This window comes from Borrelia persica No12, assembly GCF_000500045.1.
In the GTDB taxonomy this organism is placed as follows: Bacteria; Spirochaetota; Spirochaetia; order Borreliales; family Borreliaceae; genus Borrelia; species Borrelia persica.
Genome location: NZ_AYOT01000040.1, coordinates 1 through 7220, shown reverse-complemented (window position 1 = coordinate 7220; position 7220 = coordinate 1). Strand labels below are relative to the sequence as shown.

At 29.3% G+C, this 7220-nt stretch carries 5 protein-coding genes and 3 pseudogenes; 7 read left to right on the top strand and 1 reads right to left on the bottom strand.

Annotation, left to right across the window (positions count from 1 at the left end):
• Positions 1 to 408: 408 nt before the first annotated feature.
• The 7 genes and pseudogenes from U881_RS0100800 (at position 409) to U881_RS0100765 (ending at position 6737) form a co-directional block, all read left to right on the top strand.
• Positions 409 to 1461 carry a variable large family protein gene (locus U881_RS0100800; RefSeq protein ID WP_051374014.1) on the top strand — a complete coding sequence of 351 codons (1053 nt, stop codon included), beginning with the start codon at positions 409 to 411 and terminating at the stop codon, positions 1459 to 1461.
• Between the two features lie 422 nt (positions 1462 to 1883).
• A pseudogene (locus U881_RS0100795) lies at positions 1884 to 2228 on the top strand (variable large family protein); the annotation flags it as partial.
• A gap of 79 nt (positions 2229 to 2307) precedes the next feature.
• Positions 2308 to 2430 (top strand): annotated as a pseudogene (locus U881_RS13815) (variable large family protein); the annotation flags it as partial.
• 316 nt (positions 2431 to 2746) lie between these two features.
• The gene (locus tag U881_RS0100785; protein ID WP_024652953.1) at positions 2747 to 3265 is read left to right on the top strand and encodes a hypothetical protein; all 519 of its coding nucleotides are present in this window, start codon (positions 2747 to 2749) and stop codon (positions 3263 to 3265) included.
• 406 nt (positions 3266 to 3671) lie between these two features.
• Positions 3672 to 4712, top strand: a pseudogene (locus U881_RS10315) (variable large family protein).
• A gap of 1153 nt (positions 4713 to 5865) precedes the next feature.
• Positions 5866 to 6402, top strand: coding sequence for a DUF228 domain-containing protein (locus tag U881_RS0100770; protein WP_024652952.1), 537 nt, complete (start codon positions 5866 to 5868; stop codon positions 6400 to 6402).
• Between the two features lie 65 nt (positions 6403 to 6467).
• Positions 6468 to 6737, top strand: a complete 270-nt coding sequence (locus tag U881_RS0100765) for a variable large family protein (RefSeq protein WP_024652951.1) — start codon at positions 6468 to 6470, stop codon at positions 6735 to 6737.
• A gap of 272 nt (positions 6738 to 7009) precedes the next feature.
• Here U881_RS0100765 and U881_RS12475 read toward each other — a convergent pair.
• The coding region (locus U881_RS12475; RefSeq protein ID WP_038363089.1) for a variable large family protein at positions 7010 to 7220 on the bottom strand (211 nt) is incomplete at its 5' end.

Here is a 7220-nt window from a genome sequence, read left to right as displayed (position 1 = left end):
AAAGAGAAGAAGAGACTCAATAAAAAAGATAAAAGAGACTCAATAAAAGAGAGAAGGGAACTTATAAAAAGAGAAGAAAGGAATGATAAGAGAAGGAAGGAATGATAAGAGAAGGAAGGAATGATAAGAGAAGAAAAAGAAGAGAAGTTAAAAAGAAGAGAAGGAAGTATGTATTCTGAGTAACTTTTTTTAGAAGGAAGATGAGATTAGTGAGGAGAGCTTATTTAGATGAGATTATGTAGAAGGGCTTATTTAGATGAGCTAGTGAGGAAAGGGAAGAGAAGGGAGCTTTAAATAAGAGGATTTAAAGATTGGAGGGAATAAAGAGTTGATTAAGGAGGGAAAATTATGATGAGAGGAATTAGAGGAATAAAAGATAAAGAAGAAATGAGAGGGGGTAGTGGGAAGATGAAGACGATTATCAAGAGATGTTTGCTTATTATTATGATTTTGGGAATTATGGGATGTAATAATGGAGTAGCGGAGCTAGAAAAGAAGAATGAGTTTTTGAGTTCTATGGTGAATTTAGGGAAAGGATTTTTGGATGTTTTTGTTGCTTTTGGGGATATGGTGAGTGGGACATTGGGAATAAAGGCAGATACTAAGAAGAGTGAGATAGGGAAATATTTTAGTGATATTGAAAAAACTATGGTATTGGTGAAGGATAAATTAAACACTTTAGTTACAGAGAATGGTAATTATCCAAGATTGAAAGAAGTAATTGACCTGTTTGTTATTGGAACGTTAGACAAGATATCAGGAGGAGCAAAGGAAGCAGCTATTGGCCTTAAGGATGTTAATGGTAATTTAGGAGATATAGAGAAAGCTGCTGATGCTAGTAAAGGAGCAGAAGCGACTAGTGTAGGCAATCTAGTTAAGGGAATAAAAGCTATAGTAGGTGTAGTGTTAAAACCAAATGAAGGTGATGGAGTAAAAGATGTAACTAAATCTCTTGATGATGATAAGAAGAAGATAGGAAAATTATTTGGTGATAAAACTGGTAATGGAGCAGAAGAGAAACATATAGCAGCTGCAAGTGCATCTGTAGGTGCAGTAAGTGGAGCTGATATCCTTCAAGCTATAGCTAAGTCTAGTGAGCAAGTAGCTGCTGTTAAGGCAAGTGAAGCAAAGGATGCAGCGGGACTTGCAATGGCTAATGGTGATTCTACTGAAACTACTGACTTGAATGCAGCAGCAAAGATAGATGCAGTAATGTCAGCTGGTATAGCCCTAAGAGCAATGGCAAAAGATGGTAAATTTATTGTAAAGGAAATTGCTGCGAATAAGACGGAAGCTGAAGGAGCTAAAGGTGTTGCAGCAAGTGCAGTAAACAAGACACTCAGTGCTTTAATAATAGCAATAAGGAATACTGTTGATAGTGGTTTAAAAAATATTAATGAAATACTAGCTACAATTAAACAGGAAGATAAGGCAGCAGAATCTACAGTTAGTGGACAATAAATAGATAATTTCCGATAAAAGTAATAAACTAAAAAGTAATTTCAAGGAAACACTTCTCTTGTTCTTTGTAGAGCAGTATAGGGAGGATGTTTTCTTTTTTTTATTAAGTAATTTAATATATTTTTTTACTTTTTGTTAAGTATTTATTTATCATGTATATATTTTATTTGTTTTTCATTTATTCGTTTTTATTGTGTTTTTTCTGTTGAAATAATGTTGTTGATAGAAAGAGAAGTTTTTAATTAAAGAGAAGAGCTAACTCTTTAGGGAAGAGAGGAGCTCTATTTTAAAGAAAGAGAGTAAGTTTTTTAGGATGGAGATTTTATGTAGAGGATCTTATTTGTGAGATTTGATTTAGAAAGAAGATGAGAGGAATTAGAGGAATAAGAGATAAAGAAGAAATGAGAGGGGGTAGTGGGAAGATGAAGAAGGTTATCAAGAGAAGTTTGATTATTATTATGATTTTGGGAGTTATGGGATGTAATAATGGAGTAGCGGAATTAGAGAAGAAGAATGAGTTTTTACAGGCTTTAGTTAGTTTGGGAAATGATTTTGTCAGTGTTTTTACTTCTTTTGGCGATATTGTTGGGAGTGTGTTGGGATTGAATTTGGAGAGTAAGAAATCCGATGTTGGGAAATATTTTAAGACTGTTCAGGATACTGTGCAAGGGATTAAAGATGGGCTTAATAAAATTATTGGTGATATGAAAAGAGAAGGGAATCCTAATGCTTTAGGAGTAGAGACTGTGGTAAATAAATTGGTTACTGGAGTATGGGAGAGTAGAGAAGGATAAGTGGTTTTATTAAGGGGGAGTATTGTGGTGATGATGATTTTGGGAATGATGGGGGTGTGGACAACAAGTAGGAGAGAAGGGTAAGAGTTTTAATGATGTGTTAATGGAAGTAGGTCGTGGAGCAGAGAGAGTTTTTTATTCTTTTTTGGAGTTAGTTTCGGAGTCTTTGGGATTTAAGGGAAATATTGTGGTGATGATGATAGTCAATAGAAAATAATTATATTTAGTAAAAATAAATTGTACTAATTGATATTAATCTGGTATTTTAGCATTTTTGACTTGTGAGTTGGGTATTGTCTATTTTTTTTATTGTTTAAGAACTTGCTATGCTTGTCAATAGCTTTTAAAAAAAAAGAAGTATTTTATGAATAATTATAAATATTGTTTTTTATTATTATGAAATTTTTCACTGCTTCTTTTTGTATTAATTGAAAGTTTTTAAATTGTTTTTACAAAAAGTTGTGTTAAAATTTTGATAAAAGAAGTTTATTATGAATAAGTTTTTGGGTATATTATTTGTATTGGTGTTTTTAAGTTGTGGTATTAAAGAGCTTACAATTCCAAAAGATAAAGAAGTTTCTAGTGGTGATAGTATTGCTCATGATCAGAATAAAGTTGATGATCTTTCAGTGAAATTGAGTTTAAATATTGAAGAAAAAGAGACATTAGATTTTTTTGTAAAAATTCTAAAAGATGAATGTTCTAAGACAATAAATGAAACTAATGTGCGTTTTAAATATAAAGTAAATGATATAAACAAAATAGAAGAATATGTAGAACAATTTTTTCTAGAGTTAAATGATAGTTATAAAGCTAAAGAATTACTTTATATAATAAAAAATGCTAGAGAAAATCCAGGAGTGGGTGGGTTAGATATGATTAAATCTGGTATTGTAGGTGCTTTTGATATTTTTTTTGATGATATTGTTGGAAGATCAGCATTAGTTACATTTAACGGTATTAAAATTGCATGTGAAGCTTATAAAAAGCAGTCTGTTAAATCTGGATAAATTTTAAAATTTTAATAGAATTGTCAACAATATGCAAATCAATCAAATATTATTTATATGTACATGGCATAGTGTTTAGGGTTGTAAAAAAAAAGATATTATTTAGTTGCGTTAATTTGTAAAAATGTTAGATAATATTTCCGATTGATATTTATAAATAGACTTATATGAAATTTTCATTTCTTTGAGTCGTAAATTAATATAAGTTTTAAGCTTATCAAGTCTATGGTTATAAATGGATATTGTATCATTATTGAAGAATTCTTCTATGATAGAAGCAATAATTTTTTTGAGACGAGATTTCGAATTTTTATAATAATTTAAATTATTTTAATTAATATTAATAATGTTAAATGAATGTATATGTTTTATTTTCTTCTCTATATTTTGAATTTTGGGTTTATTAATGAGTAATATGAGGTTATTTTTACGGTTGTTGAATGGACAACAAGTAACAGAGGGGAAAGGGAAAAGTTTAAATGAGGTGTTGATTGACGTTGGAAGAAGTGCAGAGAATGTTTTTTATTCTTTTTTAGAGTTAGTTTCTGGGACTTTGGGTTTTACTGTTACTAAAGATACAAAGAAGAGTGAAGTAGGAGATTATTGTAACAGTCTAGGTAAGAAAATTGAATCTGCATCAGAAGAATTGGAGCAAGTAGCAGTAAAAGCAACAGCAGATGTTGATAAAGATGGTATATTAAATAAGACCATTAGAAGTGCAGTTGATACAGCTAAGAAGACATTAGGAGTATTAAAAGGACATTTAGATTCTTTAAAGGATATAGGTGATGCTAACAAGGTAGTTGAGGTAGCAAACAATCAAAATGGAGCAGCAGCAGCTGAGACTGAATTAAAGAAAGCATATAAAGGATTTAAAGGAATAGTGGACATGGCTGTGGAAACAGGTGTTGAAAAATTAAAAGAAAGTAATTTAAATTTGGCTGAAGCATCACTAGGAGGAAGTAATGCGAAAGATGGAGCTAAAGTATTAACAACAGGTGCTACTGCAGGAGCAGCTGTAGGATTAGGAGCAGCAACAATAGTATCAGCAGTGCGTGGAGAATAAATGCTAGAATCAATAGTTAAATCAAAAGAAGGAGATGCAACTGGAACAATAGATTCAGCTGTGAATGGGACAACAAGTGCATTAAAGTTTGCAAGAGGAGGATCTACTGCTGCTAATTTTGCACAAGATTCAGCTCTTGCAGGTGCAGTTAGCGGAGGGATAGCATTACGATCTTTGGTTAAAGATGGTAAATTAGCTTCACATAATTCAAATAACGATGAAAAAGCAGTACAATCAGCAGGGATAACTGCAGTAAATAAGTTATTGAAATCAGTAGAAGAAATAATAAAGAAGACAGTAAAGAATGTTCTTGATAAAGCCAAAGGAGAAATAGATAAAGCAAGAGCACCAAAACCGGCAGTTTTGGAGTCAAATCAGTAATTTTAAAATAAAATCATTTAAAGAAAACACTTCTTTTGTTCTCTATGAGGGAACAGAGAAGATGTTTTCTTTTTTATTCTATAGATAGAAATTTGTTGAGTAGATTTTTTTCTAAAGATGCTAAGAAAATTAAGCTTAAACATTAGTTATAATTATACACCTAAAGTTCAAAATAAAACTTATGTGTAATTAAATAAAATAGAACTGTGAAGTTTATGAATAAAAGCTATTAATTAATTTTGGTAGGTAATAGGATTATATTTGTAAAGATTAAATTATATAGAAAGGTTATAGATTTTGATAAAAGGAGAAATTTGGTGCAAGAAAGATTAAATTTATTTCATATAATGATTGTTTTTGGAGTGGTTGTTGGATGTTCTACAGATTTTCAACCATAAGGATCAATGATATTTTAGTGATCAGACATTAGTTCGTAAAATTAATCAATTATGCAAATATCAAGCACGCATAAAGCTTAAAAGTTATCTTTAACTTCCATAAGAAGTTAAACTTAAATGAAAGTATAACCAAATTTTTTTAAAAAATTCATAACAAATAAAATTTGTACTTATAAATAGTATTCGTAGTACTAATATCTATAGAACACCAAAGTAATACATAAGATAAATCTATAAATTAATATCAATTGGCATAATTCATTTTAATATTCTAGGATTAATATTTATTAAATATTTTTTCTTTAGGTATATACTATCAAAAAGTATACTGCTTAATATAGATTTTCAGTATGTTGATTGTTTTTATTAGTATCCTAGTGATTAAGACTATTTATATAGTGATTTATGCAAGAAGCAAGATCTGTTTTAGTAAGTTTTAGGAGATAAAAACTAGAGTCTTCTGTAATTGTAAGAAAAGCATAAAGGCAGTCTTATAGATAATCCTAGGCTGTCTTTTATTTTTAGGTTTCTTTTGAGATCTCTTTTTGAAAAAGAACTTAATTTTAGAATGATTGATAAATTGTTAGACTAACATATTCGAATATAACCAACATATTGTATTTATATACAAATTAAATTTTGTAGAATTGAATAATTTTTTATTAAAAATGTTAGTAAAAATTAATTTTTGTACTATAATTAATAACTTAAATGTATTTCAAATTTTTTTCTTTAAAAGAAAAAAGGAGGTTAAAGTGTTTAGCAATATAAAATACTATGAAACTAAAAGAGATAAGTTGGAGGGATTGATGAAGAATCCTAGTAGTGATAGAGCTACCTTTAGTAACAATACAGATTTTAGAGATAAGAATTTACGCTTTAGTAATTCAGGTGGGACTGTAACTAGTAGTGTTGATAGGTTAGAGAATTATCCTGTTAAAGGATACCCATACAAACGTGGTGTTAAGTTATCTTTTGAGGATGGTTATGAATCTTGTATTGAAGCTGGAGGTGGTACTGATCTATATGGAATATGCATTGACATAGATGATTTTACTCAAACTGCAACAGTAATACCAATAACAAATAATTTTCAAGGGGATTTATTAGCCAAGAATTCAAGAATTAGAATTGGTGATAGGCTGTTATTTAATAAATGTGGTATACTGAAAAAAGTTAAAAAAAATACCCACTATGATAAAAAGAATATTACATATAATGCCATTGCACTTTCAAACTCATTTTTGGATGAAGAGCAAAGACATTATTTAGTAGAAGTACAAATTTATTAAATAAATTTCTATGATAAAGTAGTAAGTGGATACGAGGGATATAGTAAGTTAATACAAAATTCGATTTGTTAGAGAATGGAAATGAAAATTGTGAATTTCCTATGTTTGCTGGTGATTTTTTTTATCCAAAAAAGATACGTTATTTAAATAATAGTAAATTATTGAGTAAAGATGAACTTAGAGAAATTTTGGTTAAATTTAATGCTGGAAATGATGTTGCTGCGGCAATTAAGGGAGTATCTGTAGGTGTAGTAATTAAAAGTATTAGATACGTTAACAGTAGCAATAGAAAGACAGTAGATGTAGAGCTAAAGAGAGTGAAAGAATCAAAATAAAAATTAATGCTGATGCTAATCCAGTGAGTTCTGCGGATAGCTCAACAGAACTTAATAAATTAAATTTATGAATTGAATTATAAAGATAAAGAATTCTAAGAAGAAATGTATCATTTATACTAATAACAATTAAACTAGTTTAATTGTTATTAGTATAAATGATACATTTCTTCTTAGAATTCTTTATCTTTATAATTCAATTCATAAATTTAATTTATTAAGTTCTGTTGAGCTATCCGCAGAACTCACTGGATTAGCATCAGCATTAATTTTTATTTTGATTCTTTCACTCTCTTTAGCTCTACATCTACTGTCTTTCTATTGCTACTGTTAACGTATCTAATACTTTTAATTACTACACCTACAGATACTCCCTTAATTGCCGCAGCAACATCATTTCCAGCATTAAATTTAACCAAAATTTCTCTAAGTTCATCTTTACTCAATAATTTACTATTATTTAAATAACGTATCTTTTTTGGA

Bases quoted from the DNA above. Each gene is read 5' to 3' on its own strand.
- U881_RS0100785 (WP_024652953.1), top strand. From the start codon at position 2,747: ATGAATAAGTTTTTGGGTATATTATTTGTATTGGTGTTTTTAAGTTGT.
- U881_RS0100800 (WP_051374014.1), top strand. From the start codon at position 409: ATGAAGACGATTATCAAGAGATGTTTGCTTATTATTATGATTTTGGGA.